This window comes from Paenibacillus sp. PK3_47 (assembly GCF_023520895.1).
Taxonomy (GTDB): Bacteria; Bacillota; Bacilli; order Paenibacillales; family Paenibacillaceae; genus Paenibacillus_AQ.
This window is the reverse complement of record NZ_CP026029.1, coordinates 5,165,237-5,191,506: the sequence shown is the minus strand read 5'-3', so window position 1 is coordinate 5,191,506 and position 26,270 is coordinate 5,165,237. Positions and strand designations below refer to the sequence as shown.

The following is a 26,270-nucleotide window of genomic DNA, read 5'->3' as shown; positions in this document are numbered from 1 at the left end:
TGTCAACAGCCTATTCCAAATAATTTCAACTCTCTTAATTTACGGTTCTTTACAGAACAGGCCTTACGTATAGATGGATATATGAAAATATGAACCTTGCTGTTGCAAGAATGGAACGGGAGTGTGGACTATGAAGATACCGGTGATGATCTTAAGCGGATTTTTGGGGAGCGGCAAAACAACCCTCCTGCTCACGCTGCTAAAGGAGAGTAAAGCCAGAGGACTTACTCCCGGCGTAGTGATGAACGAGCTGGGAAAACGTGATGTGGACGGTTATATTCTGGAAGAGCATGCTGGTGCAAGTGTGGAAAAGCTGCTGGATGGCTGTGTATGCTGCAGCCGCAGGGAGGATCTGCCGAGGAGCCTGAACGCACTTATGGCCAAGCGGCCGGATATTATTTTTATCGAGCTTACCGGGGTGGCTGATCCCGAAGAAATAGCAGGTTCCCTGCAGGACATCAGCTTAAGCGAGCATCTGGCGCTGCACTACACCATTACACTCGTGGATGCCGAAAATATGCTGGAGTACAACAGCCGGCTGTCGGCCGACAGGCAGCTTGTCCGTACACTGCGCAAACAGCTGACCGGCGGTGACCTGATTATCGTCAACAAAAGCGATCTGGTGGAGCAGGAAACCCTGTGGAAGATTGAAAAAACGGTCCGTAAATATAACGCAGAATCCGAGATTGTCTTTACCCATTACAGTGAGATTAACCTCGCTCCCCTGCTGGCCGGAATCAGCCCCCGTGTCTCCCGTCCAGCAGCACAGCGCATCTCCCGCAATGTCAACGGTTCAGCCCTCAAGCGGACAGCCTCCGGGTACAGCCGGGGCGGCACAGCGCTTCAGGAAGCGGACACGGAACGGGAAGCCTCCTATTCCCAGGTATCTGCAGTTACATTGACGTTCCCGCGTTCAGGTGAAGAAGGGATCAGCAGCGGTCAGCTGGAAAATTTCTTCCGGGAATGGGGCGATACACTGCTGCGGGCCAAAGGGCATGTACGCCTTAGCGGCGAGGAATCGGTTCAGCTTGTCCAATTTGCCGGTAACCGGACGGAGTGGGAACCCTCCCGTTATCCCGGCCTGCCTTATCTTGTGTTCATTGGCCTGAATCTGAATGAGGCTCAGCTGACGGAGCGCTGGACAGCGCTGTTTCAATAAGACTCTGACCGGGAAGGAGCGTTCTCAAGCCTTGTTTATCTTGTCACCCTTCAAAATTCTGCCGCTGCTTTTTCCCGCTGTCTTCCTGATTATTCTCGGGATGGTCTGGCTGCCGGAGCATCCTGAGCTGCTGAACAATGCGTATATGGACACGTTCAAAACATCATTTATCGGCATCCTGCTGGAAGCTATGCCTTTTGTACTGCTCGGCGCGCTGCTGTCCTCCCTGCTGCGGGTATTTGTACCGGACGAGACCATCTCCCGCTGGATTCCCCGCCATCCGGTTCCGGCTATCCTTGCCGGCTGTATGCTCGGCATTATTTTTCCGGTCTGTGAGTGCGGCATGATTCCCCTGGTCCGGAGGCTGATGCACAAAGGGATGCCGCTGTATGTTGCGGTGGTGTTCATTCTATCCGGACCCGTGCTTAACCCGGTTGTTTATGGCGCTACACTTACAGCCTTCCGTTCTCATCCGGGACTGGCTTATGCGCGTATGGGACTGGCTTTTGCTGTTGCTGCCCTCATCGGATTCATTATTTACGCCACCGTCAAAAAAACACCCTTGCGCCTCTCCATCCCGCGGGAAAGCCTTGAACCCCATCATGGGAATACACCCGGGGGCAGACTGGTAGCCATTTTCGTGCATACATCGGACGAGTTCTTCGAAATGGGCAAATATCTCATTATCGGCTGCCTGTTAACCGCCGGCATCCAGTCCTTCATGGACCACGGCAGTCTGGCGGCCATAGGGGGACAGCCTCTTGGTTCATATCTGTTCATGATGGGCCTTGCGTTTGTCCTGTCGCTGTGCTCAACCTCCGATGCTTTTGTCGCCTCAACCTTTCTGCATACCTTTCCTTCCGGCTCGCTGCTGGCTTTCATGGTGCTGGGGCCGATGCTTGATCTCAAGAACTCGCTGATGCTTTTGTCACTGTTCAAAACTAAATTTGCACTTTATTTATTTTTCCTCATCTTCAGTACAGTCTTTATCGGCTCTGTGCTGGCTTCGATGTGGTTATAACCGTTAGGGGGACAGCGGGATGAATGAATCCGGCGCTATCCGATTCCACTATTTGCTGAGGGCAGTCATTCTGCTGCTCTTCGCCCTGTATATCGGCCATCTGGTGCAGCAGGAAGCGCTGCATTATTATGTCGCGCCAAAGCTGGCACGCTGGATCCGGCTGTGTCCGGTTCCGCTCGCCCTGATGGCTCTCAGCCTCGGCATACAGGCTTTGTTCGGCAAAAGCAGCGCCCTGTGCGACTGCGAGCACCGCCTTCCCGGCTCAATGTTCCGGAGCAGCGCGTTATATGGCCTGTTCCTGCTCCCGATGCTGCTGGGCTTTCTGCTTCCCGACCGCGCACTCGGCAGCGCTGCAGCCGCCAAAAAAGGCATCGCATTAACCTACAATCTGTCTGAGCAGGAGAGCAAAGAGAACTTCACCGCCGCGAATCCTTACGAGGCTGAATTCGCCGAGCTTGCGGCCAGGCTTCATGCAGAACCCGTAATAACAGTCCATCCGGAAATCTATTCCGAGACCTTCGGGGCGATTGATCTGTATAAAAAACAGTTCGAAGGCAAAGAAATTGCCGTAACCGGATTTCTTTACCGCGAAGGGACGTCAGCAGGGAAGGCCTCCTACGCTGTCAGCCGTTTCCTCGTCCAGTGCTGCACTGCGGACGCGACCCCTTTTGGCATTCTGCTTAACCCGGCAGCACAAATAAGCCTGCCCGCCGATACCTGGATTGAGGTCCGGGGCAAGCTTGAAATTGTGACACATGAAGGGAGGGAACTCATCGGGATCACACCTGAAACCCTTACGCCGGTTCCCCAGCCCTCCACACCATACGTATATACCAGTGCCGATTCCATTACCGCCTGGGAACAACTCCAAAACGCAGGAGCTGTTAAATAACCGCGTCCAGCTCCTCATCATCATGGATGGACTTGTTGGGGTTATGGACTTCCACGATCATCCGGCAAGGAACACAAATAATCTGCTGCTTCGGTCTCGAGATGAAGCCCATCTCCAGCGCAATCGGCAGCGGGGCATCAGAATACGTCATCTGAATCCCGTAATCATACACCTTGAGCGTGTTGCTGCTGTACTTGGTCTTAATATCAATAATCTGCTCTTCTTTGGTCAATGTGACTGTCTTGTAAGTCTCCCCGTTGATGCTTATAACTGCCTGGAGGTCACCTTGAGCATACTCTTCATTGCGGCTGTCCCACCACTTCACTCCGTAAATGGAGCCTGCCACAAGCAGAACGATGATAATAATCAGAAAATCGCCGCGTTTCATAGTCTTCAATGACAATACCCTCTCGCTGGAAGAAATATAAACGTAATTATTACGAATAATTCAAATATAGACAGCGCACAGGATTTTGTCAAACTTTGCGCAGTGCCCCCCGCAGACTTATCTGCGTATATGTGCCGACCATTCCTTCAGCACCCTGTCCAGCTCTTCCGTACGGATCGGCTTGGAGATGAAATCCTGCATTCCCGCCTTCAGGCACATTTCCTTGTCCTCTTTGCGCGCAAACGCTGTGGCTGCAATAATGACCGGAGACAGCCCCAGCTCTGCGCGGATTTGTCTGGTCGCTTCAATACCGTCCACTACCGGCATTTGAATATCCATGAATACCAGATCATAATTTTTGGCCAGCACCGCTTCGACCGCAAGATCACCACTTGGAGCTACATCGGCCTGATAACCCCGGTTTTTCAAATAAGTCTGCAGCAGTTCATTGTTCACGATGTTATCTTCAGCAAGCAGAATGGAGAGCGGGCCATATCTCGGTTCTGCAAAACCATTGTCAGGGATACTGAGCCTGTGGGGAAGGGATTCATGGTCTCTCTTCCCCCCCGGGCAAGCCCCTTCAGTACAGGAGGCCTGAATCGTGAAGTAGAACTCCGACCCTTTATCCGCCTGGCTGTCTACACCAATAGCACCGCCAAGCAGCTCAACCAGCTTTTTACTGATCGCAAGCCCGAGCCCGGTTCCGCCATACTTGCGGTTGATGGAAGGATGCACCTGTGAAAAGGATTGGAAGAGCAGCCCCTGGCTCTCCGGAGGAATGCCGATTCCGGTATCCTTGACCCTAAATTTGAGAATCACTTCACCGGATTGCAAATAAGATTCTACCGCCGCAGTAATGCTGACTTCACCTTCATCGGTAAATTTTACTGCATTACCGACCAGATTCACCAGAATCTGCCGCAGTCTTGCTCCATCGGTTACGATATGGGAAGGAACCGATGGATCCAGCTCACAGCGCAGCGATAACCCTTTTTCTTTTACCCTGGGGTAGAACAATTCGGCCACACTTATCATGACCTGGTGGATGTCTACGGATTGCAGCTCCACTGTCATCATGCCGGCTTCAATTTTGCTGAAATCCAGCACTTCATTAAGAATATGGAGCAGCTGATCCGCACTTTTACTGATGATATGTGTATAGTATTCCTGTTCCTCATCAAGCTCCGTACCCGAAAGCAGATCTGCCATTCCGATAATGCCGTTCATCGGCGTCCGCAGCTCATGGCTCATAATAGCCAAAAACTCCGATTTCGCCCGGTCAGCCTGCTCTGCTGACTCTTTGGCCCGCACGATTGCTTTTTCTTCCGTAATATCACGGAATACCACAACAATGCCTTTACGCACGCCATTATCAAAAAGCGGTGTCATCCGGTATTTTACCAGGAAGCTTGTGCCGTCCTGTCTCCAGAAGACCCCCTCCTTCTCTTCATAGGACAAATGCTCCTCTACCCATTCCCGCAATGATTTTTGGCCTCCCGGATAGGGTTCGCCGTCAAGCCAGGCCTGCTCAATGGTATGCAGCTCGATTCCTCCAGCCAAATCTCCGTCTTCATAACCGAGCATAGCGGATGCCGCCGGGTTAATGAATACCACTTGTCCCTCCAGGTTCACCCCGAAGATGCCTTCGGACACGGAATTCAGGATCAGAGCATGCTCATAGCTGAGCTTCTCTATCTGCTCCAAATGGCGCTTGCGCTCAGTAATATCACTTGTAATGGCAAATACGCCTTCAACCTTGTTATCGACCATGATCGGCACATAAATCATGCTGACCTCCACCACGTGGCCGTCTTTATGCAGCAGTCTGCTCTCAAAGGTCTGTGCTGCGCCGCCTGCCGCCAAAAGAAACTGTTCATCGACAAAATCCTGCTCGTCCGGATCAATAATCTCGTTGTAGCCGGATAACATCAGGCTCTGACGGGAGTAACCTGTCAAATCCTGCAGGCTGGCATTCAGCGAGAGGGTACGCCCTTCCAGATCCATTGCACTGATTGCAGCAGGATTGTATTCAAACAGCGATTTATAGCGGTTCTCGCTCTCCAGCAGCTTCAGCTCATATTCCTTACGCTCCGAGATTCCGCGGGTAATGCCGACCATTTCCGTCACGCCTCCAGATCCGGAGTCATAATAACGAAGAGTGGTTTCCGCCCATAGATAGGAGCCGTCCTTGCGCAGAAACCGGAAGACAATAGGTTCCAGGCTCATGTCCTGCATACAGCTGCGCAGATAAGCGCGAACCCTTTCTGCATCCTCGGGATGGATATAATCCATTCCTCTCGAGCCTACCATCTCTTCCGGCGTATACCCGAACATCTGTCTGCAGATGGGTGAAGCATATAAATAAGTAGCATGCTCGTCGGTTGCATTCCGGGAAATGAAATCCTGGGAATTCTCTGAAATCAGCCGGTAATTCCGCTCGCTCTCCCGGAGCTGCTCTTCCATCTCACGGCGAGAGGTTACATCCTGGACTACTCCGCTGATCTGCATCCGGCTTCCGGAGCCTTCCGCCACGACTTCCCAGTGGGCTTCGATTGTTCTTCTTTTGCCGTCTGCTGCTGTAATCCGGAATGTGGTCTCCGCTTTCTCCCTTTTGTTCACGGAATCATGCAGTACAGCTTTGATTCCGGGTAAATCCTCCGGATCTATGCAGGCCTGAATAAGCATGGGATCAAAGACTGCATGGTTGCTGCAGTCTTCTATGTAGCCGAATATGTAGCGCATTTCCTTGGAGACAATTAGCTTCCGGGAAGCCGCCTCCCATTCCCAGGACCCCATGCTGGCCAGGAACTGGGCATGGGCCAGCATGTCCTCATATTTTTTGCGGTCCGTGATATCACGGGCTATGGTTAATACCTGTCTGACCTTCCCCTCATTGTCGCGCATGACCTGGAATGAGGATTCTATCCATAGAAAATGACCGTCTTTATGCCTCACCCGGCGGATGTATACATCATGATCAGAGTACATCGCCCCCTTCTCGGTCATCTCGCGGGCATCTTCCTCATGGTAGAACTCCGGTCGTTTTTTGCCGAGCATTTCCTGTGACGAGTAGCCCAGCATCTTCTCAACAGAGGGAGACACATAATGAAGTGTACCGTCCGCATCACCCAGCGAAATCATATCCGGCGTATTCTGCGTAATCAGATGATATAGGTACTTCTCCTCCTCATGCTTATCCTCTTTAAGCTTGCGCTCTGTAATATCAGATATTTCGGCGATAACAACTGCTTGAGCATCTGCTGATTCTCCGGCCGCGAGAAACAGGTGAATTGACGCCCAGAAGAAACCGCCATTTTTGCGGATCAGCCGTCTTTCCCGGGACAAATCCTGATCCGGATGCTGCCGGAGATATTCCAATATATACTTGAGTTCCGCTTCTCCCCCGGATTCTCCATGGATAAGTTCTGAACAATGCAGCGCTGTAAGCTCGGATTCTGTATAGCCGGACATGGCACACAGCGCAGGGTTCGCGAAAAGCACAGCCCCTTCTGCGGAGACAGCGGCAAATCCTGCAGATGACCGCTTATATATAAGTTCAAATAGTGTGTCGGACAATGAGATAGCCTCCTCTGTAATGGGGGACTTGAAATTTTAAACAATATATCTTTATTTCGGCTGCTTGGCCTCTAATATGAAGTTTATCATAGCAGGAGTTTCCAGCACAGCAAAAGACAGCTATAAGTTAAAGGGATGCCGGACAGCCCAACTTTCAGCAGCCCTGTTAATTATCATTATTAAGGAAGTAACACTTCATGGAGCGTGTCCAGATCAGCCTAAGTGGAAATTCTCCATCAAATTGTAGGGCAAATACCGAAAATACAATTCTAGCAGGAAAAACTCCAGTTAAAAATAAGGAATGAGTCTTTAAAGGCCTTTATCCGCCCGAATAGCAGGAGGAATTCCAACTACAACTCATAAATGATGAAAAAGGGTAGGATTAGGTGGAGAAAATCCTGCTAGTTCTGGACATACAAAAAGACCCGTAAATCACAATAAAGTGAATTACGGGCCTTTTGTCTACAAGTGATGCGGTCGAGAGGACTCGAACCTCCACGGTATTGCTACCACACGGACCTGAACCGTGCGCGTCTGCCAATTCCGCCACGACCGCATAATATGTATCAGTGATTCAATCACCGTAATTAAGAATATACACTATTTGCAAAGGGAATGCAACGGCAAATTTAAAATCAGTTGAAAATTATTTGTTAGCATTACAAACCTCTGTCAATAGGCACAGCCAATCAGCTTTATTCCAATCTACATATTTCATTTATAACGCGGTGGTATGTTACAACAATAGTATTCCTGATTGACCGAAAGGAGTCTATTGCATGACCCAACAATGGAACAGCGGAACCTATGATACCGATATGGCGTTTGTGTCCCGGTTCGGAGAATCACTGATCGATCTGCTGAAGCCTCAGCCCGGCGAAGTTATCCTGGACTGGGGCTGCGGAACCGGAGACCTGGCCGCAGCGATCGCCGGGTACGGTGCTGTTGTCTCCGGTATTGACGCTTCACCGGAAATGATTGCAGCCGCCCGCAGCAAACATCCTGAGCTGAACTTTATCCTTGCAGACGGACAAAACTACCGTGCAGAGACACCTGCCGACGCTGTCTTCAGCAACGCAGCGCTTCACTGGCTGCGGGATGCACAGGGCGCGGCGGCCAGCATTGCCGGGAGCCTGCGGCCTGGCGGCCGCTTCATTGCCGAATTTGGCGGCCAGGGCAATATTGCCTCAGTCGTCGAAGGGCTGCCGCATGCATTTGCTGCCATCGGATGCGCTGATCGGCTTGAACTGCCCTGGTATTTTCCCGGCATCGCCGGGTACACCACACTGCTGGAACAGAGCGGACTGATTCCTCAGCTGGCACTCTGTTACGACAGACCGACACCACTTACCGGCGGTGAGGAAGGTTTTGGCCGCTGGCTGAACACTTTTGCAGACGGCATCCTCAGTGTGCTTACCGCCGGGCAGCGCGAAGAAGTGCTGGCGATCATGGTACGCGAGCTGAAGCCGCAGCTGTTCCGGGACGGCAAATGGGTGATGGATTACCGGAGAATCCGGGTATCTGCCATAAAACTATAAACCGCGAAGGCAGCTGTGTTCATTCCGGTGCTTTCTGCTGCATAACCTTTATCAGACCTGCTTGTCCCTTCCGGCACCGAGGCCTGCCAGGAGCAGCATCACACCCGCAGCGGCAAGCAGCGCAAGCGGAATATTCCAGCTTCCGGAGGCGTCATGAATCAGCCCGAAGAGCGCCGGCCCCATCGCTGCCAGGAGGTATCCGACTGACTGGGCCATCCCTGACAGCTCGCTTGCCTCCTGAGTATTGCGGGTCCGCAGGCTGAAGAACATCATTGCCAGGCCAAAAGCAAATCCGCCGGCAATGCCGATACAAACCGCCCACACCGCCATCCAGGCCGTACTGCCAAGCCAGATGCCCATAATTCCCAGCACAAACAGACTGGAAGCAATAATGACAAGCAGGCGCTGGTTCTTCATCCGCCCTGCCCACAGCGGTACAAAAAAGGTAAACGGCAGCTGGGCCAGCTGCATCAACGACAGAATCCAGCCCGCATGGCTGGAGGACATCCCGCGTTCACCCAGAATAACCGAAAACCAGGAAATCAGAACGTAATATAGAAGGGATTGCAGGCCCATAAACAGAGTGACCTGCCAGGCCAGCGGCGAACGCCACATTTTCCCGGCAGATCTCGCTCCGCCGGCATCTCCTGCAGGATTCAGGCTTTTCATTTGGGGAATCCAGAATAACGTTGCAAGTGCGGCAATGATGAACCACAGCGCAAGTGTCCCCCGCCACCCAACCCCTGCGCTTCCGGCCAGAGGAACACTGATCCCGGAAGCTGCTGCCGCACATAAGTTCATCGAAACTGTATACATTCCGGTCATCAGGCCGATGCGTGCAGGAAACTTTCCCTTGATCAGTCCAGGCAAAAGCACATTGCAGACTGCAATGGATAATCCGATCATCGCTGTGCCTGCAAATAAAGTAACGGTCCCTGAAGCGGAACGGATTAGAATACCGATGGATAATGTCAGCATGGCCAGCATAAGCACATTGGCCAGACCGAATCTCCGGGCAAGCTGCGGCGCGAACGGGGACAGCAGTGCAAAGGCCAGCAAGGGCAAAGTAGTAATTGCTCCGGCAAGCGTGTTGGACAGCCCCAGATCATCGCGGATCATTTCCAGCAAAGGACCTACAGAAGTGAAAGGTGCCCGGAGCGCTGCTGCTACAAATATAATGCCTACTACCAGTAAAATAGTGCCGGATTGCCGGCCCCCGAGAGGTATACCGGTTTTCTTCATGTGTTGTTCCTGCTGCTTCGAGCTCATACAAGTACCTCCAGGTTGCGGCCTGTCTCTCTGCCAAGCACCAGGCATGCCAGAGAACAGGCGGTTCATTGTAACTATGTAACACGGGACGTTATATATCGGCGCACATTATCCCATTATATCCTCATGTGTGCGATGATGCACAAGATTTTATATCCGGACGACGACATGTAAATATAAATAAACCGCCAGCCCTAAGGACCGGCGGTTCTCTGCAGGGGCAAATTCAAATTATACCCAGAGAGATTTAGAGATGATGACAAGCAGGATGAACAGAACCAGGATCGCACCAGTGGAAGTAAATACGTTGCCACCGTAGCCTCCAACATTTTCGCTCATTTGAACCCCTCCTTTGCCTTGTATACCCCTAAGTTATGCCATAGCGGCCCTGCAGGACTGGGTGAAACGGCAAGAAAACACACAGTAAACATTGGATAAAACTGTTTTCTCCGGTTGACAAATCCGGTATCCCTCTTTAGTATCCTAAGCATAAGGTTTGTTGAGAATGAATCTCAACTAGAATAGTACATAACACTATAGAAAAGAGTGAACAAGAGATGCTGCGTCGTTTTTTTTCCTATTACCGCCCATATAAAAAGTTGTTTATTCTCGACTTCACCTGTGCGGTAGGAGCCGGTCTGCTGGAGCTTGCCTTCCCGGTTGCCGTGAATAAATTCATTGATGAGCTGCTCCCCGGACAGGACTGGCCGCTTATCCTGATTGCCTGTATCGCCCTCCTGGCCATTTACGCCCTGAATGCGGCTATGAATTATATCGTTACCTACTGGGGGCATATGCTGGGGATCAATATTGAAACGGATATGCGCAAAAAGATGTTCGATCATATCCAGAAGCTCTCTTTCCGCTTTTTTGATAACAACAAAACCGGTCACCTGCTCGGGCGCATCACCAATGACCTCAATGATATCGGCGAAGTGGCGCATCATGGTCCGGAGGATGTATTTATCGCCGTTATGACGCTTGTCGGGGCTTTTGTCCTGATGGCTGATATTAATTTGCAGCTGGCGGTTATTACTTTTATTATCGTGCCGCTGATGGCCTGGGTGATCATTCACTTCGGCCGCAATATGACCTCTACCTACCACCGCCTGTTCAGCAATGTAGGTAACTTCAACGCCCGGATCGAGGACAATGTCGGCGGTATCCGTGTGGTGCAATCTTTTGCTAATGAAGAGCATGAGAAAAAGCTGTTTGCAGTCGACAACCAAATGTTCCGGCAAACCAAGCTCAGAGCTTATAAACTGATGGCTGTCAGTTTCTCCGTCAGCTATATGATGACACGCCTCATCACCATCGTCGTAATGGTCTGCGGTGCCTGGTTCTTCATTAAAGGGGAACTTGAAATCGGCGAATTTGTTGCGTTCATTCTGTTGTCCAATATCTTTTTCCGGCCGATTGAAAAAATCAATGCCGTTATCGAGAGCTATCCGAAGGGTATCGCGGGGTTCAAACGTTATCTGGAGATCATCGACACGGAGCCGGATATTGCCGACAAACCGGATGCTGTAGATGTAAGCTCACTGCGCGGGGATATCACATTTAACAATGTAAGCTTCGGCTATGATGCAGAGCGTCCTGTGCTGAAGAACATCAATCTCAAGGTCGGCGCCGGTGAAACCATCGCGTTCGTCGGCCCATCCGGTGCCGGTAAAACAACGATCTGCAGCCTGCTGCCGCGCTTCTATGAGGTGACAGGCGGAGGCATTTCGATCGACGGTACGGATATCCGGGACATGAAGCTGAATGCGCTGCGCAAGCAGATCGGAATTGTGCAGCAGGATGTTTTCCTGTTCTCCGGCACAATCCGGGAGAATATCGCTTACGGCAAGCTGGATGCGGAGCTGCCTGAAATTTGGGAAGCGGCCAGACGAGCTCATCTGGAGGAGCTGATTCTAGGGCTTCCGGAAGGCCTTGAAACCGTCATCGGCGAACGCGGCGTCAAGCTCTCCGGCGGGCAAAAGCAGCGTCTGGCCATCGCCAGAATGTTCCTGAAGAATCCGCCGATCCTGATCCTGGATGAAGCAACCTCCGCACTGGATACCGAGACCGAAGCAGCGATCCAGCAGTCGCTGGCCGAGCTCTCCGTCGGCCGGACCACACTGGTTATCGCCCACCGTCTTACAACGATCAAAAATGCCGACCGGATTATTGTCGTGAACGAAGACGGCATCTCGGAGGAAGGCCGCCACGTGGAGCTGGTTCATGCCGGAGGCACTTACAGCCGGCTGTACCAGGCTCAATATAACGCTAATTAAAGTTACTGGAAGGATAACAACCTCCCGTTACAGCCTATGGGCTTGTGGCGGGAGGTTGTTTTTGGCGTTTGGGGTTGGGGGGTGCGTAGGCGCGGGGGAAGGCGCTGGCTTTGCATTGGCGTGTTAGGGGAGCGTCGGTGTGATGGGATTGGGATGATGGGGTTGGGATGATGGGCATTAGTGTGTGGGGTGGCGTGGGTGGCATTGGCGGGTGGAGGTGGCGTGGTTTGAAGGGTTTTTGGGTAGCTTTGCTTGAGGCAGCTTTGGTTAACGGACCACAGTTCCGTTATTCGCGCCAAAAGAAGCCTTTTCACATTCTAACGGACCGTCATTCCGTTATTGGCCGTAATTCTTCTAAAACTAACCTTTTTTTGCAGAAATAACGCCCGTGCGGTCTGTTAGCCTGGGCAAACTGCAATTTTTGGCTGAATAACGGATCTCCTGTCCGTTAGCCAATAATATAGTTACTTGGAATGGCGTGGTGACTTTACTTGGGTGTACGGCGGGGGCGGGGGTTGGGTTGGGTTATGTTGCTTGGGTTGGGTTGGGTTGGGTTGGGTTGGGTTGGGTTGGGTTGGGTTGGGTTGGGTTGGGCTGGGTTAGTTGAGTTGCTGCTGCAGTTTGGTTTGGCTAACGGACCACAGTTCCGTTATTCGCGCCAAAAGAAGCCTTTTCTCATTCTAACGGACCGTCGTTCCGTTATTGGCCGTAATTCTTCTAAAACTAACCTCTTTTCGCAGAAATAACGCCCGTGGGGTCCGTTAACCTGTGCAATCTGCAATTTATAGCTGAATAACGGATCTCCTGTCCGTTAGCCAATAATATAGTTACTTGGAGTGACGTGGTGGCTTAACTTGGGTGTACGGCGGGGGCGGGGCGTCGTTGCTTGGTTGGGTTCTGGGTCGGGTTACTTGGGTCGGGTTACTAGGCCGGGTTACTGGGTCGGGTTACTTGGGTCGGGTTACTGGGTTGGGTTACTTGGGTTGGTTACTTGGGTTGGTTACTGGGTTGGATTACTGGTTACTTGTTAGAGTTACTTTGGTGGAGTTGCTTGGTTGGGTTACTTTATTAAGTTACTTGGGTGGTGTTATTTTATTAGGTAACCTTGGTGGCACAACAGCTCTCCCGGACGACAAAAAGCCGCCTTCACCAGCCGGCCGGCCGGGAAGACAGCTTAACAACCTTCTATTTTTTCGCGATATGAACCTTAAGCAGCTTGCCTTTCACCGTGGTGTCCTTCATCGCCCGCAGCACGTGCGGCCCCTTGCCGTTCAAGATATCGACGTAGGTCACATTATCCTGGATGGTAATGATTCCGATATCCTCAGCCGTGACACCCTCCAGCTTCGCAATGGTGCCGACGAAATCGACGGCCCGCAGCTTCTTTTTCTTTCCGCCGTTAAAATACAGCTTCGTAATGTTCTGGTTCATTATTTCGGTTCTGTCTTTTTTGCGGACCGGCTGTATGCCCAGCTTCTGTGCAAAGGCCGGAGCAGCAAGCTCTACCGCTTCCGCTGCAGGCGCTTCTGTCACCGGGATGCTGAAGCCGATATAGTCCTCAATCTCCGCAACCCATTTGTGCTCGTTAGGCGTAACAAAGGTGATCGCTTTACCGCTTTTGCCTGCGCGGGCAGTGCGGCCGGTGCGGTGGACGTAGCTCTCTTTTTCCATCGGGATATCGTAGTTAATGACATGGGTAATGTTCTCGATATCAATGCCTCTGGCAGCCACATCCGTCGCAATCAGATAACGGAACTGCCCCCGCTTGAAGGCATTCATCACCTCGAACCGTTCGTCCTGCACCATACCGCCGTGAATTTTGTCCACCGGATAGTCCAGATCGGCCATACCGCGGAACAGCGCATTCACCTGATCCTGGGTGCGGCAAAAGATAATACAGCTGTCCGGATTCTCCACTGTGAGCAAATCGCAGAGAAGCGCAAACTTGCCGGCTTGTTTCACTTCAAGAAGTCCATGCTCAATCGTCGCTGTCGTAAGACCGCCCGCTGCAATCTCGATCTCCTCCGGCTCACTCATATATCCGCGGCACAGCTTCCTGACAGCCTCAGGCAATGTAGCCGAAAAGAGCATCGTTACACGCTCCGCCGGAAGCTTTTGGATAATCTGCTCAATCTGTTCAATAAAGCCCATGCTGAGCATTTCATCCGCTTCGTCGATAACAAGCGTTCTGATCTTGCCCAGCGGCAGCGTGCCGCGCTCAATATGGTCAAAAACACGTCCCGGTGTGCCGACGACGATATGTGTTTTTTGCGACAGCTCGATTTTTTGCGGGGCAAAGGGCTGCTTGCCGAACAGGGCAACCGCCTTGATCCGTTTGAACCGCCCGATGTTGGTTACATCCTCTTTGATCTGCGCAGCCAGCTCACGGGTGGGTGTCAGCACCAGCGCCTGCGGCTTGTTCTCCTCCCAGTCCGCCAGCTCGCAGAGCGGAATCGCAAACGCCGCTGTTTTGCCGCTGCCTGTCTGTGATTTGACGATCAGATCCTTGCCTTTCAGCGCTGCCGGAATGACTTTGCTCTGCACCTCTGTAGGCTTTGTATAGTTCAAAAGGTCCAGCGCACGGATAATCTCCTCTTGTAACGCATAATCTCTAAACTGCAATTCACTCATATGCTTCAACCTCTTCTATGCGTTTGTCCAGGGAAAGCGAAAGTTCCGCCTCCCTTCCTTCTGTGCACGGTCCCATTATAACAGTTATATGGCGCCCTGGTTCCATTCCCGGTAAAACTGCTCCAGATACTGCACCATAAAATCATGCCGCTCCTCCGCCAGCCTTCGCCCGTAGCCTGTGTTCATCAGGTCCTTGAGCTTCAGCAGCTTCTCATAAAAATGATTCACCGCTGTCCCTTTGGAGTAGTCACGGTATTCCTGCTTCAATGTCTCATCGCGCGGCGGGATTTCCGGATCATACACCGGACGCCCCTTGGCTCCCGAAAAAACCATCGTTCTGGCAATGCCTATCGCTCCGAGCGCATCCAGCCGGTCAGCATCCTGCACACACCGCCCCTCCAATGTGGCCATAGGTTCCCCTCCGCCGCCGCTGAAGGACATCGTATCAATAATTTGCATGATATGTGTGAGCTGAGCTTCGTCTTCGATCCGCTCGGCAAGCCAGTTATGTACCTTGCGCATTCCCTCCGCTTTGGACGGGTTCAGCTTCTCATCGGCGACATCATGCAGCAGTGCGGCGGCTGTACATATAAAAGCATCCGCACCCTCCATCTGCGCGATCAGCGCCGCCGTGTTGCGTACACGTTCTGTATGCCACCAGTCATGCCCTGTGGTATCCTGCCCCAGCTCCGACCGGGCAAAAGCCTCAGCTTCGGTTATAATTTGTGCTGTATTCATTCATTATACCTCCTGTGTTCCATATTTCTGCTTGCAGGACTTCATTCGGTCCGCTATAATGTGCTGTAATCCAGCCCGAAGGGAAATGATTCTCGTGAACAGCATTACCATCATACAGAATCAGTTTTATTATCACAAGCAGCGTTAGCACTCCTGATCATTTATCAGGGAGGGCTAACGCATTTCGCGTTCGGCCTCCCTGCGGCATATGAAACGCGCAGGACCAAGAGGTCCGGCGCGTTTTTTTATTGTATCCGAAAGTTTAGATTCGGGGCCCCCGCAAAGTACCTGAATAAGCCCCGAAGCTAAACGTCACTTTGTGGGGATATTTTATTTCCGCCAAATTTAACATTAAGGAGCTGCTGAACATGCAGGAATTACAGAACGTCAAAGGAACCTATGATTATTTCGGAAAAACACAGGCGGTACGGCAAAAGGTGCAGGCGGTGCTGCGCGGACAGTTTGAGCTGTATGACTTTGAATCCATGGATACCACGCTGCTGAACGAGCTTGATTTGCTGACTTCAAAATACGCCGGCGGCGATGAGATTGTAAAAGAAATGTACCAGCTCACCGATCAGGGCGGACGCAGGCTGGGTCTCCGCTATGATCTGACGATTCCCTTCTCCAAGGTCATTGCCCTCAATCCGGGTATGGAGCTTCCCTACAGGCGTTATGAGATCGGCAAGGTGTTCCGCGACGGCCCGGTCAAAAAAGGCCGGCTGCGCGAATTTCTGCAGTGCGACGCTGACATCGTTGGCGTATCCGGCCCGCAGGCCGAAGCGGAGCTGATGATGCTTGCGGCGGATGTCTTCCGCAGACTGGATATCCCGGTGGTAATCCAATGGAATAACCGCCGTTTTCTCGGTGAAGTTCTCCAGTCGGCAGGGATAGCGCCGCAGGAACACCTCTCTGTCATGCTGACCCTCGACAAGCTGGCCAAAATCGGCCGGGCCGGGGTGCTGGCAGAGCTGGAAAGCAAACATTTCACACCGGAAGCGGTGAACGTAATTTCAAATCTGCTGGAGCTGAAGGAGCCCGGCTTTCCGGAGTTAGCGGAGCGGTTCAGCCTGTCAGGCCAGCCCGGTGCAGAAGAAGTTCTCGCCTTGCAGCAGCTGCTTGCAGACATCGGCCTTGCAGAGACCTGCCGGTTTGACCCGTTTTTGTCACGTGGGCTGTCTTTTTATACCGGAACGGTATATGAAATTTTCGATGCCAGCGGTTCTTACACTTCCAGCCTCGGAAGCGGAGGACGGTATGATGCGATCGTCGGGAAACTTTTGGGACGTGAGGATATGGAGTATCCTACTGCCGGAATCTCATTCGGGATGGAATCCATCATGGCACTGCTGGGGGAGCGTCAGAACAGTGAGCCAAAAGACGGCCGCGTACTGATTGTTCCCATTGGCGCCAATCTGCCGCAGGCTTTGCTTGCCGCATCCGCACTCCGCTCTGAGGGAATCCGGGTCTCTGTGGACAGCAGCGGCCGCAAGCTCAAAAAAACGCTGGCCTCCGCTTCTGCAAAGGGAACACGGTTTGTGATTCTGATCGGAGACAGCGAGGCTGAGTCCGGGAATGTTCGGCTTAAGGACATGCTGCTGCAAACTGAAGAGGTGGTTCCGCTGGAGGAAGCCCTGCTGGTCATAGGCAAATGGACCCATGGACCAGCTGAAATTCCGCAAATTGGACCTGTTCCCTGGCCTGTGCCTTCGGCATAATGAGCTAAAACTATGAAATGCAGGAGTGTGCCGTTATGACTATCAGCTATACTGTTAATCATCCGCTTGATGCTGCAGCTGCAGCAGACATTTTTACCGATGCCGGCCTGAGAAGGCCGGTGGATGATCTGGACCGGATCGGCAGAATGCTGCAGCATGCTGACATCCTGGTCACCGCCTGGGACGGTGATCGTCCGGTAGGCCTGGCCCGGGCCATTACAGACTTTTCTCTCAGCTGTTATCTATCGGACCTTGCCGTGCGCCAAGATTACCAGCACCAGGGCATCGGCAAGGAGCTGATCCGAACCCTCCGCACCCATTTGGGAGAAGAAGTGAATCTGCTGCTGTTGTCAGCGCCGGGGGCGATGGAGTACTATCCCCGTCTTGGATTCGAGAAGCTGGTAAATGCTTTTGAGCTTCCAAGAGGCAGGTAAAGCCGGGACGGGAGCCGGCCCAGACTGCTAAGTTGCCGGCAGCGTTACATCCAGGCATGTCAGCGGTTCTTCAGAACCTGCTGCCGGTATGCTTTGGGGCTTTTTCCGCTGTATTTTTTGAATGAGCTGACAAAATGGCTTATGCTGGAGCAGCCCACCAGAGCTGACAGGCTGTGCAGCTTCAAGGCACACTCCTGCAGCAGCTGCTCCGCTTTGGCCATTCGGATCCGGGTGATATAATCACCAGGGGATACCCCCACATGCTGTTTGAACTGCCGGGACAATCCGGCTTCGTCCACACCATACACCGCTGCAACCGAAGATAACGACAGCTCACAGCCGTAGTTCCGGTCTATATATTTACGCACTGCCTCTGCAAAATGCCTTCCCCCGGAGTGCCGCGCCTGTTCAGCCTCTTCCATAACAAGCTCACCCAGCTTCAGCAGCTGGCTGGTCAGTTCTGTGCGGGATGTGCAGGCGGCGAGGGAAGTCCGGCTGTTCCACAAATATTTCGATAGCGCAGAACCGCCGTACTCGTATTTGGCAGAGATGGCCGTGAAGTTCAGCAGAAGCTGCATGGCATGGTAAAGTGCGGCATCAAGCGGCCCGGCCTCCTTTTCACTTAACGCCATAAGCTCATCCAGCTTCCGTCTAAAGACACTTGGATCGGGTGCTTCCAGGCTCCGGACAAGACTGCGTTCCAGTTCAGCCGGAATCCCGGACAGCTTTAGACTGGCCCCGTTCTCTGCCATTCCGCCCCTGATAGGTACCGCGTTGCGGTATAAGGAGAGCATGCAGCAGGCAAAGGCCCTCTTCATCCGTTTCAGACCCTTTACTTCCACACCTTCTGCAGCTGTACTTCTCAGTTTGAGCACGTTTTCAATATGATGCTGCAGCTCTGTAATCCAGCGATCAGGCTTGTCCATGCCCTCTTTTGACAAAATCAGAAAATGCATCAGCCGCGGGCTAACTGCATCGCAGAACGGATAGACATGCTTGTGGCTGTCCGCCGATTCACGGCATAAGTTCTGAAATTCCGTTTGGAGCCGGACCTGCATTCCGCTCCTTAAGCCGTTGCAGTCACCCGGGAGCTCCAGCTGTACCGCCGCATACCGCAGCTTTACACCCTCTTTGGCAAGAGGGGTCAGCTTGAGCTGGCAGAGCCGATCTTTTACCGCCTCCTGGCTGCACCACGCCTCGCTCACCAGCTGCAGCAAAAAGCTCTCCCGGAGCATACGCAGCTGTCCCGATTTCTCCATTTCCGCCCTCTCCGCGTCCGTTATATTCATAATCCTGATCATTTGCCCCTCCTCGGTCATCTGCTGGTTATGATATATAGTATGGTCCAAAAAAGAGTGATCCTATCAACCTATAACCACAACGCCGGGGAATTAATAACAGAAGATGTCAGCAGGCAAAAAAAGAACCCTGCCAGCGTCCGGCAGGGTCAAATCTATATAACAAAGGGGATATGCCACTACTATACTTCCCCAAGCTTAAAAGAAGCTGAAATAGGGCTAAAGATTCTATTAACATGTCTTTATATTTTGAATTTTTCCACCAGCGCCTGCAGTTCCCTGGCACTTTGTGTGTTTTCATCGGCCATGGCGGCCTCATCAAAGCTTTTCTCCACAATATCGGCAGTCTTCTCGGCAATATCCTGCACACCGATCGCCCCTTCATTGACCGTCGCAGCTACTTCATTCACCGCAACCGCGATGCCCGATACCGTCTCATTGAGATGCCCGGCAGCTTCTCCGAACTGGTTCATCAGCTCGTCAATCGTGGAAGCATCCCTGTTGTACTGCTCGCTTACTTCCGCCAGCCGCTCATAATCTTTCAGTACATTATGATCGATGAACGTCAGAATCGCTTCGGAATTATCCTTCATCTGCTCCACTGAGGAGTAGACGTTCTTGACGACATCCTGTATTCCCGCAGCTGTCTCGGAGGATTTCTCAGCCAGCTTGCGGATTTCACCCGCCACGACCGCGAATCCCCGGCCTGCTTCCCCTGCCCGGGCAGCTTCAATCGCCGCATTCAGCGCCAGCAGATTGGTCTGGCTTGTAATGGAGAGAATCGTATCGGCCAGTATATTGATATCCTGAATCGCACCAGACTGTTCGATAGCCTTCTCCATGTCTGCCCTTACCGATTCATAAATACGCTGGGCCTGATCCATCGACTCCCTGGCATCATGCTGAAGCGTCAGGGCCCGCACCGTAATCTGCCCGGACACCTCCGATCCTTCCTTGACCCGGCCGGAAATCATGCTGACATTGCTCTCAATCTCGTGGATAGCTGCCGTCATTTCCTGGCTGGAAGCGGCGGTCTCCTCCATACCGGCTGCCAGCTCCTCTGCTGTGGCCGAATTATCATGGGCATTCTCTCTCACATCAACCGAAAGCTTCTCCAGCGTCTCGGCATTATCCAGTACTTTGGAGGAGATATGAATCAGGCTTCCGGCCATTTCGCGCAGCACAGCGCGGGTATGGAACATGGCTTTGGCAATCATCCCTGTCTCATCCTTATTCTTCAGCAGCGGCTCGTATTTAGCATCATATTTGAGATCCAGCTCAGCGGTCCGGTTAATCATCTCTGTCAGCTTAACAATGGGAGAAGATATCCGGCCGGCTACAACAGCTCCAATGAGTACAGTCAGCAGCAGGCAGCCCAGTCCAAGCAGGATAATAAAATTAGTCATGTTATCCACCGGCCGCATGATTTCGCCGACATCTCCCGTCAGCACCAGTGTCCAGCTGGTCTCCGGCAGGACGGTGTACGCGGCTTTTTTCTCCGCCCCCCCAAACAGGTACTGCACGTCTCCATCTTCCACCTTCTCCCCGGCTTTCACCCGCTCGACCACTGCAGTAATCTGCTCATTCTCTACAGGCAATCCGATCTTCGCTTCGTCAGGGTGATACAGCATATTGCCAGTCTCGTCTACAAGGTACGCATAGGAAGAGGGGGCATTTGTTACTTTTGCAGTCGACAAGTACTTGATAATACTGTTAGCATTGACTGCCGAAGCTGCGAAGCCGATCATTTCCCCGTTTACTTTAACCGGATGCACAAAAGCCAGAACGTAGGCACCGGTTGACTTGGACTTCAGCGTTTCGCTGATCACCGGCTCCCCCGTTTTAATGGCTTCAATCGTATAGTTCCGTTCACTGAAATCCGTTCCAATCAGCCTGGTGTCACTATCGGCAACCGCGATACCGTTCATATCAACAACAAATATATGTTCCAGATTCCCCGCATCCTCCACCATTTTCTGCAGTCTGGTATTTATACTTGTCTGAAGTTCCTTGTTAATGGTGTTATTCTGCAGCAGCTCAATTATTTCTGTCTGTTCGGCGACCAGGGCCATGCTGCGCTTTTCTTTGTCGATCATGGCTGCTATCGTTTCCGCTTTGTTGGTATTGACCTGCCGCATGGCTGATTCCGTCAGATCCAGTATGGTGCCGGTCGACTTGCTGTACGTAAAAATCCCCAATAATCCAGTAGACAACAGTGTAATGGCAATCATCCAAACCGTTAATTTCATACGAATCTTCATTTTACTCAGCAACCTTCCCTATAAAAGATTCATCCCCACCAAAACACTGTTTTTTGTGCTTATTGGTAATATCGGTTTATGTCGTATAACAGTGAAGATAAATACCGAGTTTCAATGAAATTCATCACATTAGTCGAATTTTGAATTAAATTTTAATTAAATGACCTTTTTCAGATGTAAAAAAACAGGCCGGAGTACCTGCTCCGCCTGTCGTCTTTATATTCACTTTAAAGAATATTGCAGTATGGAAGTGGAATTTCTCCATCTAAATCTTTTATAATTACCGGTAAACCAATACTTATTGGAAAAACTCCACTTAAATGTACTGGATGAGTCTCAAAAGAGCATTATCCGCGTGAATAGCTGGAGGATTTCCATTTAAAGCTCATAAATAATGCATAAGGACAAGATTAGGTGGAGAAAATCCACTAAGCTCATTGCCTCGAATTATACTTATTCCGCCGGAGAGCCTGCTAACCGCAGGAACGGCAGCAGCATAACCGCTAAGCCATACTGTTCGCTATCCCGACCACGATCCAGGAAAGAATCAGGATGGCATTTCCCCGGAGCAGCAGCTTTTTGGGTGCCGCAAACCCCTTCCATTCGCCGTCCTTCAGACCCCAGGCGTTGCTGATGATTAAAGCCAGCCCGTTAAAAATAAGCCAGCCCACCACAGCGCCCAGCGGCCCCAGCAGAGCGGTTGCCTTGGCATAAAAACCAAGGGCAAGGAACCAGATCAGCGCCGTTGCCAGAGCTTTGGCGTATGCTGTTCCGGCCCCTTTTGCCACATAATCCTTATAGGACTTGTTCTTGATCAGCAGGATGAAGGCATAAGCAAAATTGGCAATAAAACCGCCTGACAATGTAATTACCCAGGAAATAAGACTGGCACTGATCTTGGGAACTCCGTCTGCAACAGCAATATCCACAGCCTCATTGGCAAAGGAAAAACCGATATTCATCGCCGCCGAGCCGAGACCGGCAACCGAAGCAATAACCAGTCCTGCAGTAAGGCTGCCACCCCTGCTTGTCCCGCTGCCGGAGGCGGTGATCATTTTTTCTTTGAGCAGTCCTGCCCGCGTGATCACAGCAACACCAGCCAGCATAATGGCCGCCCCGATCAGCAGTACAGTAAAGGACCCCGCCGCGGGTATATTTCCGAAAATAAACAGCGGAATCAGGGAACCAAAGGAAGCAGAGATTCCCATGTTGACACCGTATGTCAGAGAGACTCCGATAGAGTCAATCGCTTTGCCGAACATAATCGAGCTGATGCCCCACAGGAAACCGCAAAAGGCTGCCGTCCACAGCACATCACCGGAAGTCTGGCGGATGTAACTGAAGAAATTGGGGACTTCAATCCAGGTCCAGGCTGCCGGAATGATCAGAATCCCTACAACCGAGAAGATCACCCAGAAGGCCTCCCAGGAGAAGGGCTGATATTTCTTCATTCCCAGCCCGAAGCTGCCCTGGAAAAAACAGCCCAGCAGCAGCAGTAAAAACCCGTAAATCATACGAAATTCACTCCATCCATGTATTCTGTATGTATATAAAACCAGTTGGCACATGCTGATGATTATACATGAAAAATTTCACATTGGAATGTATTATACAAGAAAATTTATGAAATACAGCAGAATGGGGTAACGCATAGAAAAAGGGCTGCCCAAGCAGCCTTTTTCCGGCTCTCGGAACAGCCCCGTAGTCTACCACAGGCAAATCATCTTAAGCTTTAGGGAATAGAGCGTCACGCGCCGGACATGGCTGCTTCTCCAGAAAATCCGCGAGCGGTGCAGGCATGTTCGTATACAGCTCATTCAGTGAAGTCCCCTCATAAATATTGCCGATGATAACCGGATGGCACAGTTCGGAGATCAGGATATCCCCGTTGCCGTGCAGGTGAAGCTGCTTTTTGCCTTCAATACAGTGCGGGAAATATACCCCAGGCTGCTCCTGAAAGCCCATCTCTTCCATGAAGCGGTCCATGCAGGTGAAATAGAGCGTCGTATCTTCCTTTTTACGGGCAATCAGATCGTTCACGGCGTTCTTCAGCTGCTCGCGGGCAGCTATCGCTTTCCAGCCGGTGTGGCCCATAATAATGCTGTTCTGGATCTCATGCGTCCGCACGCCCATGGCGTAGACATGATCGCTGATCTCATTCATATGATCCTGAGTTTCATCAAAAAGCAGCGTCTCAAGCACGACATCCACCTTTGTTTTGGCAAACATGGTGATATTTTCGCGGATTTTGGTGTACACGCTTGGATGGATATTATAATATCGGGAGAACCCTTCGGCCGTAGTAAAGTTAAAGGAAATATGTATTGTGGTCAGGCCGGCATCAACCAGCTGCTGGATCCGTTCCTCGTTGAGCAGGCTGCCGTTGGAATTCAGCTGGGTCTGAATGCCACGTGAAGCGCAGTAGGCTACAATCTCCACACAGTCCTGGAACTTCAGCGTAACCTCTCCCCCCGACAACCGAACCCGCTTCAGCCCCGGAAGCTCCTCCAGAATGCGGATCACCTCCTTGCCGTCAATGCTCTGTCCGTCATTTCTATTATATGCGCAGCAGTAATCACAGCGGAAATTGCAATTCGAGGTCACTCCGACTTCCAGCCCCTCTAGCTCATAGGTCAGCGGTTTGTCGAGCTCCAGTGATTTATATTTTGTGCTCATGCTCTGTATCCTCCTGAATGTAAAATGTTCTGCTTAAAGCGTAACCTCAGAAATTATAAAGGTTTGCGGCTCAGGTTAATGTGACATTTGTTGTAATGCAGCAGAATTCATTTATGAAAGAGCACCCAAACTGCGCCTGAGGCGCCGACGGCCCTTGCGTACAATTACAGCGGAAAGTAACCTGTTATACTCGAAAAATCGAGTACATTGAGCCGCTGTGAAGGGAAAGTAGCCTGTTATACTCGAAAAACCGAGTACATTGAGTCGCTGTGAGGGGAAAGTAGCTTGTTATACTCGAAAAACCGAGTACATTGAGACGCTGTGAAGGGAAATTAGCTTGTTATACTCGAAAAATCGAGTACATTGAGTCGCTGTGAAGAGAAAGTGGCCTGTTATACTCGAAAAATCGAGTACATTGAGCCGCTGCGCAGGGAAAGTAGCTTGTTATACTCGAAAAATCGAGTACATTGAGTCGCTATCAAGGGAAAGTAGCCATTTATACTCGAAAAATCGAGTACATTGAGCCGCTGTTAAGGAGAGCACTGCACCTGCAGTATTTTCGGAAGTAGCTTGAATCTCAAACTCCGGTCGGCAGGGCTACTTCCGCCTGTTTAAACGGGGATTTTGCAGTTTCGTGCACATTTCATCCCCCTCACTGGCCAAAGTATAAAATTTGACTGCCTTCCAGTAGCCTCCCAGAGTGTGAGAAGCCAGCTCTTTTGAAGGTATTAAGTTCTTTGCTGTGTTTAAATATCAGCGGACACTGCAACCGTTATATGCCTCGTCCTCTTCGCACGCTAACGGACACTGGGTCCGTTATTTGCCTAATATGGCCCCGTTTCTATCGCTAGCGGACCGTGGTTCCTTTATGCTGCTAAATGCTGGGTACATTATGCCGTTTTGGATGAAATAACGGATCGAGGGTCCGTTAGGATTTCAAAACACAACTCTAGCGCAAAATAACGGATCTGGAGTCCGTTAGCATTAGTATTTTCAAATAATGAATAGGTTCTGGTACGCGTGAGGTGATGAGGTGGAGCCGGCAAGCAAAAACGCGGTTTCGTATGAAATCAAAATCACATAAATAAGGCTGTCGAGTCTTACTCGACAGCCTTATTTAGTTCTGTGTGCAGTTTACAGCTCAACCGATTTGCCCATCTCGTTCCAGACCGGCTGGCCGATCAGCCCGAGGCGCCAAATGGCAATGCCTTTGAGGCCGTAACGTTTGGCCAGCCCGATCTTCTCATTCACCGATTTCTCATTCTCACTGTAAACGGAGATGCCGAGAATCAGCTTATCCTTGCTGACCTGCTGCAGGGCGAGACGAATGCCTTCGTCCACCTTGTTCATCGGCTCTGGACGTGACTCATCTTCATAAGCATAAGCCATAATCACGAGGTCGTCGGCGATAGAAGCCAATGTTTTATAATCGTATCCTTTATAAGAGCTGTTCAGCGGAGGAAGAATAACGGTTAGCTTAAGCCCTTTTGCCCGTGCTGCGGTTGAGAGGTTTTTGACAAAAGTATTATACTCCCCCTGGACCTTCTTCTTATCCCCGGTCAGGCCGAGCCCTTCCAGATCGAGCCCGATTCCCTGAAAGCCTTTTGAAGCGGCCAGCTCGACAATGCCTGCAATCGTCTGCTGCTGAAGCTGCATGTCTTCCATATTCTTCGTGAGTTCCAGCTCTTTGTCACCCGAATATACCATCAGGTAAGGGGCAGTACCGCCTGCTGCGGCGTTCTGGACGATCGACTCCGGTGTAATCTCTCCTGCCGCTTCCGGCCACCAGAAGTCTGTGCTCGAGGTGGTGAACTGCCCGCTGCGGTCAATCCGGCTCCAGCCGAATGCAATTGCACTGAAGTCCGGAATTAGCGATACCTCTTTGAACGCCCCTTGTGCATAAAAGCCAAGGGTGTACATCTCCTTCTTAGGGGAAGTGATGGACACGGTTTTGGTCGCCTGGTTCCAGGATACCGCAGCACCGAACTGCTGGCTGAAGAAGCTGAGCGGAATCATCGTGGTGCCGCGCACATTCTGCGGAGCTACGGCCAGCTTTACGGCGGCGCCGTTTACCGCCGCAGTGCTGCTGCCAAGGGTAAGAATGACTTTGGTCGTGGCAGACGGGTCAATCTTCGTTGCAGTAATCTTCTTGGCAACCTGATTCCATTCCACCTGGATCCCCAGGGCTTCGGAAATCGCGCGGAAAGGCACCATCGTCGTACCGTTCATCACAGCCGGTTCTACTGGGAACGGCAGCGGATATCCGTCCAGCATAATGCTGACAGCGCCTGCCGCCTCGGTCTTATGTACGGGAACAGCGGCTAATCCGCTTACAGATATCGCAGCACACAACAACAGCTTGCTTAAGGTTTTCATCGGCAAATTCTCCATTCTA

General features: G+C 51.5%; 18 protein-coding genes and 1 tRNA gene. 7 read left to right on the top strand and 12 right to left on the bottom strand.

The window, feature by feature from the left end:
* The first annotated feature begins 130 nt into the window (after window positions 1-130).
* From C2I18_RS22400 to C2I18_RS22390, 3 genes are all read left to right on the top strand, one after another.
* Window positions 131-1,159 carry a CobW family GTP-binding protein gene (locus C2I18_RS22400; RefSeq protein WP_249897941.1) on the top strand — a complete coding sequence of 343 codons (1,029 nt, stop codon included), beginning with the start codon at window positions 131-133 and terminating at the stop codon, window positions 1,157-1,159.
* Between the two features lie 100 nt (window positions 1,160-1,259).
* Window positions 1,260-2,180 (top strand): permease, encoded by a 921-nt coding sequence (locus tag C2I18_RS22395; protein WP_481857954.1) that lies wholly within the window; start codon window positions 1,260-1,262, stop codon window positions 2,178-2,180.
* 19 nt (window positions 2,181-2,199) lie between these two features.
* Entirely contained in the window at window positions 2,200-3,072 is an 873-nt protein-coding gene (locus C2I18_RS22390) for a TIGR03943 family putative permease subunit (RefSeq protein ID WP_249897939.1), read from the top strand.
* Here the strand turns inward: C2I18_RS22390 and C2I18_RS22385 are convergent.
* The 3 genes from C2I18_RS22385 to C2I18_RS22375 all read right to left on the bottom strand — a co-directional run bounded on the left by C2I18_RS22385 (window position 3,065) and on the right by C2I18_RS22375 (window position 7,592).
* Window positions 3,065-3,460, bottom strand: a complete 396-nt coding sequence (locus C2I18_RS22385) for a NusG domain II-containing protein (protein ID WP_249902203.1) — start codon at window positions 3,458-3,460, stop codon at window positions 3,065-3,067. The genes C2I18_RS22390 and C2I18_RS22385 overlap by 8 nt on opposite strands.
* 117 nt (window positions 3,461-3,577) lie before the next feature.
* Window positions 3,578-7,036, bottom strand: a complete 3,459-nt coding sequence (locus C2I18_RS22380) for a PAS domain-containing hybrid sensor histidine kinase/response regulator (RefSeq protein WP_249897938.1) — start codon at window positions 7,034-7,036, stop codon at window positions 3,578-3,580.
* A gap of 472 nt (window positions 7,037-7,508) precedes the next feature.
* Window positions 7,509-7,592: transfer RNA gene (locus C2I18_RS22375), tRNA-Leu, on the bottom strand.
* A 223-nt stretch (window positions 7,593-7,815) separates the two neighbouring features.
* Here C2I18_RS22375 and C2I18_RS22370 point away from each other — a divergent pair.
* Window positions 7,816-8,574: a class I SAM-dependent methyltransferase gene (locus C2I18_RS22370; protein WP_249897937.1), complete on the top strand. Its 759-nt coding sequence runs from the start codon at window positions 7,816-7,818 to the stop codon at window positions 8,572-8,574.
* Window positions 8,575-8,625: 51 nt separating this feature from the next.
* Here the strand turns inward: C2I18_RS22370 and C2I18_RS22365 are convergent, their stop codons facing one another.
* Entirely contained in the window at window positions 8,626-9,843 is a 1,218-nt protein-coding gene (locus tag C2I18_RS22365) for a CynX/NimT family MFS transporter (protein WP_249897936.1), read from the bottom strand.
* Between the two features lie 231 nt (window positions 9,844-10,074).
* Window positions 10,075-10,182, bottom strand: coding sequence for a YjcZ family sporulation protein (locus tag C2I18_RS22360; protein WP_249897935.1), 108 nt, complete (start codon window positions 10,180-10,182; stop codon window positions 10,075-10,077).
* A 218-nt stretch (window positions 10,183-10,400) separates the two neighbouring features.
* On the opposite strand from C2I18_RS22360, the gene C2I18_RS22355 reads away from it, so the two are divergent.
* Window positions 10,401-12,119: an ABC transporter ATP-binding protein gene (locus tag C2I18_RS22355; RefSeq protein WP_249897934.1), complete on the top strand. Its 1,719-nt coding sequence runs from the start codon at window positions 10,401-10,403 to the stop codon at window positions 12,117-12,119.
* Between the two features lie 1,185 nt (window positions 12,120-13,304).
* Here the strand turns inward: C2I18_RS22355 and C2I18_RS22350 are convergent.
* The gene (locus C2I18_RS22350) at window positions 13,305-14,750 is read right to left on the bottom strand and encodes a DEAD/DEAH box helicase (protein WP_249897933.1); all 1,446 of its coding nucleotides are present in this window, start codon (window positions 14,748-14,750) and stop codon (window positions 13,305-13,307) included.
* Window positions 14,751-14,834: 84 nt separating this feature from the next.
* Window positions 14,835-15,488, bottom strand: a complete 654-nt coding sequence (locus C2I18_RS22345; protein WP_249897932.1) for an HD domain-containing protein — start codon at window positions 15,486-15,488, stop codon at window positions 14,835-14,837.
* 368 nt (window positions 15,489-15,856) lie between these two features.
* Between C2I18_RS22345 and C2I18_RS22340 the strand changes: the two genes are divergently transcribed.
* Window positions 15,857-17,206, top strand: a complete 1,350-nt coding sequence (locus C2I18_RS22340; protein WP_249897931.1) for a histidine--tRNA ligase — start codon at window positions 15,857-15,859, stop codon at window positions 17,204-17,206.
* A gap of 35 nt (window positions 17,207-17,241) precedes the next feature.
* Window positions 17,242-17,640 (top strand): GNAT family N-acetyltransferase, encoded by a 399-nt coding sequence (locus C2I18_RS22335; RefSeq protein WP_249897930.1) that lies wholly within the window; start codon window positions 17,242-17,244, stop codon window positions 17,638-17,640.
* 59 nt (window positions 17,641-17,699) lie between these two features.
* Here C2I18_RS22335 and C2I18_RS22330 read toward each other — a convergent pair whose 3' ends face one another.
* The 5 genes from C2I18_RS22330 to C2I18_RS22310 form a co-directional block, all read right to left on the bottom strand.
* The gene (locus C2I18_RS22330) at window positions 17,700-18,941 is read right to left on the bottom strand and encodes a helix-turn-helix transcriptional regulator (protein ID WP_249897929.1); all 1,242 of its coding nucleotides are present in this window, start codon (window positions 18,939-18,941) and stop codon (window positions 17,700-17,702) included.
* Between the two features lie 239 nt (window positions 18,942-19,180).
* Window positions 19,181-21,187 (bottom strand): methyl-accepting chemotaxis protein, encoded by a 2,007-nt coding sequence (locus C2I18_RS22325; protein WP_249897928.1) that lies wholly within the window; start codon window positions 21,185-21,187, stop codon window positions 19,181-19,183.
* A gap of 515 nt (window positions 21,188-21,702) precedes the next feature.
* Entirely contained in the window at window positions 21,703-22,713 is a 1,011-nt protein-coding gene (locus C2I18_RS22320) for an L-rhamnose/proton symporter RhaT (protein WP_249897927.1), read from the bottom strand.
* Window positions 22,714-22,924: 211 nt separating this feature from the next.
* Complete coding sequence (locus tag C2I18_RS22315; RefSeq protein ID WP_249897926.1) at window positions 22,925-23,875, bottom strand: radical SAM protein; 951 nt, start codon at window positions 23,873-23,875, stop codon at window positions 22,925-22,927.
* Window positions 23,876-25,009: 1,134 nt separating this feature from the next.
* On the bottom strand, window positions 25,010-26,251 hold the full coding sequence (locus tag C2I18_RS22310) for a stalk domain-containing protein (protein WP_249897925.1): 1,242 nt from the start codon (window positions 26,249-26,251) through the stop codon (window positions 25,010-25,012).
* Window positions 26,252-26,270: the final 19 nt, after the last annotated feature.